Here is a 2,561-nt window from a genome sequence, read left to right on the forward strand (position 1 = left end):
AGCAATACTGCTCCTTATTTTTGAAAATCAGTTAATGACTATTTTGCTTTTACAACATTTGCCTGATTTTTTGTATATTCTGCAAACTGTGCTGACATTACCTGAGCAAAGCCCTGATAGATTCTTGAAACCACTTCATAAGGTACAGGAGCATCATCCTTGTCATACAGAGTAATTGCACTCATGTTGCCATGAATACCAACACGGATCTTATATGTACCCTGATCAATATCAAGTGAAGTTGAATTTGTGTACACAACCTGCTCATCAGAGCTGTCTAGAACCTCAATATCATACTGAGCCTTTGCAACAGAATGTGCTGTTACACTCCATCCAATTCTTGGGAATGTTCTTACAAGGATCTTGTTGGTGGTATCAAATGGAGCTTCAACTAAGATAGCATCATGTCCATTGTTATCCTTACCTAAGGTAATTACAAGATTCTCAGGATCATATGATCTTTCAACAAATCTTTCATTTAACGCATGAATGATATTGTTTGAAAATCCCATAGTAAATCTTTCCTGCTCTACAGGAGAAAGATCTTTATTTACTGAATAACCATTTGACAGGTATCGTTCTGAAGCTAACAGTCTGCTTGCAATACCAATTTCATTAGCAGAATTTCTACCAACACGAAGCTGATAAATCTGACGATAACGAAGAATACCATTGTCCTCGTCAAGCTCTGTATATGGTTTGCCGTAATCTGTAAAATCAGATGAAACTGTTGTCAGAACATACTGACCGTCAGCAACCTCACCGATACCAACCTTCATGGATCTGAGCATTGAATCAATCAGCATCCATGCATCATCCTCAGTACGAATACCGTGGGTTCCGTCTTTTTCAAACCAGACAATAGCCTCATTGTCTATCCACTGGCTGTAGCTACCAAAGTCTGCTCTGTATGGAGCTGCAGGAGGTCTTACATCAACCTTCTCACCAACATTTCCCTTTAAGGTATTTGGATTTACAGAAGGTACCTTCAGCTGAGAATTCTTGCCTGGATTATCAAGACCTTCTGGGACTACAATTTTGTTGTCTGATAATTGCGCATCAAGATATGAATAATATCCGGTTGCTTCTTGCATACTCTCATCAACACCAAAAACCTTCTGGTACTGATTTTTTAAAGATACACATCCGGACATAACAAAAGCAGGAAGGGCACATACAAAGAGTGCACTTCCTAGCTTTTTGGTTTTAATTCTGGTCACAAGGATCTCCAATTTCCCTTATAAAAAAGAAAGCTTCCTGAAAACAGAAAGTCTTGTCTTTAATTAATCCACGTCAGTCTGTACTAAAGGCTTCTGCAGATAATTGAATAAATTATTACTTACCATATTTAGAACTTCTCTGATTGAAGATAGTTCAGGATCATATGCATTAATGTATGTTGGCTCACAGCCAGGCTCATAATAACTTACACTTGAGAAAACGGCATCAACATCTGTATCAGATAAAGTTAATGAACATCTAAAGTCGATTAGACGCTCAACACCAGCCTGAATAAGTAAAGGATCACGCATTTCCTTTCTGAAATTGATAACACCCATTGAGCGGTCATCTAAGAATACCTGATTTGGCTTTACACCACATCTTACCCAATGTTCAGCTTTATCATAAGCTCTTTCTAACTGATTATCAGAATGATAGGTAAAAGCAACCTCATAATCACTTCCTGGTGGAGGTGCTAGCTTCTCATCTGATTTTTGTACGTCAGAATTCTCATAATCAGACATAATGTCTACTCCTATGTTTTATTTATACTATAACCTTTTTGCTTTCACGAAGAGCAACAGTCAGATTGAACTCAACTCTACCCTCTTCAAAAGCCTTTGAATCTGTGCAGAAATAGCCTTCACGCTCAAACTGGAAATGATCACCAACTTTTGCATTTTCAAGACTCTTCTCTAAAGCTGCATTTTCAATTACTGTCTTTGAATTTGGATTTACTGTAGATAAGAAATCCTCAGCTGCACCAGGATTTGGTGTATTGAATAAATTCTCATACAGATTTACAGTTGTTCTAAAGCAGTTGTTTGCATCAACCCAGTGAATTACACCCTTTGGTTTGTGTCCTTCAATATTTGCACCAACTGAGTTTGGAACAGCCTCACAGTGTACTACTGTTACATTGCCGTTTGAATCCTTCTGGCAGGATAAAGCCTTGACAATATAACTATTTCTTAAGCGAACCTCTGAGCCTAGCTTTAAGCGCTTGTACTGCTTGTTTGCCTCTTCTCTAAAATCGGCTGCATCAATGTAAATTTCCTTAGATAAGGTGATTGTTCTGCTTCCTAAATCATCTCTTTCAGGATGATTTGAAATTGTATAGGAAGTATCGGTTACACCATCCTGACCATAGTTTTCAATAATAAGCTTGATTGGATGGAGAACAGCCATTGCTCTTGGTGCATTGGTATTGAGATCGTCACGAATGCATGATTCTAGTGCACTCATCTCAACAACATTCTCCTGCTTTGTCACACCGATTCTGCGGCAGAATTCTCTGATAGATGCTGGTGTATAACCTCTGCGACGAAGACCTGAAATAG

General features: G+C 38.3%; 2 protein-coding genes and 1 pseudogene. All 3 read right to left on the reverse strand.

Annotated features, from left to right (window positions below; genetic code table 11):
• Window positions 1–38: 38 nt before the first annotated feature.
• Window positions 39–1,220: an outer membrane protein assembly factor BamC gene (bamC, locus tag ACJML3_RS10555; protein ID WP_406023063.1), complete on the reverse strand. Its 1,182-nt coding sequence runs from the start codon at window positions 1,218–1,220 to the stop codon at window positions 39–41.
• Between the two features lie 63 nt (window positions 1,221–1,283).
• On the reverse strand, window positions 1,284–1,745 hold the full coding sequence (locus ACJML3_RS10560; RefSeq protein ID WP_288136171.1) for a hypothetical protein: 462 nt from the start codon (window positions 1,743–1,745) through the stop codon (window positions 1,284–1,286).
• 22 nt (window positions 1,746–1,767) lie between these two features.
• Window positions 1,768–2,561: pseudogene (locus tag ACJML3_RS10565) on the reverse strand (glutamine--tRNA ligase); the annotation flags it as partial.

Origin of the sequence: Succinivibrio sp., assembly GCF_045124615.1 — a bacterium.
GTDB lineage: Bacteria > Pseudomonadota > Gammaproteobacteria > Enterobacterales > Succinivibrionaceae > Succinivibrio > Succinivibrio faecicola.

Bases quoted from the DNA above. Each gene is read 5' to 3' on its own strand.
- ACJML3_RS10560 (WP_288136171.1), bottom strand. From the start codon at position 1,745: ATGTCTGATTATGAGAATTCTGACGTACAAAAATCAGATGAGAAGCTA.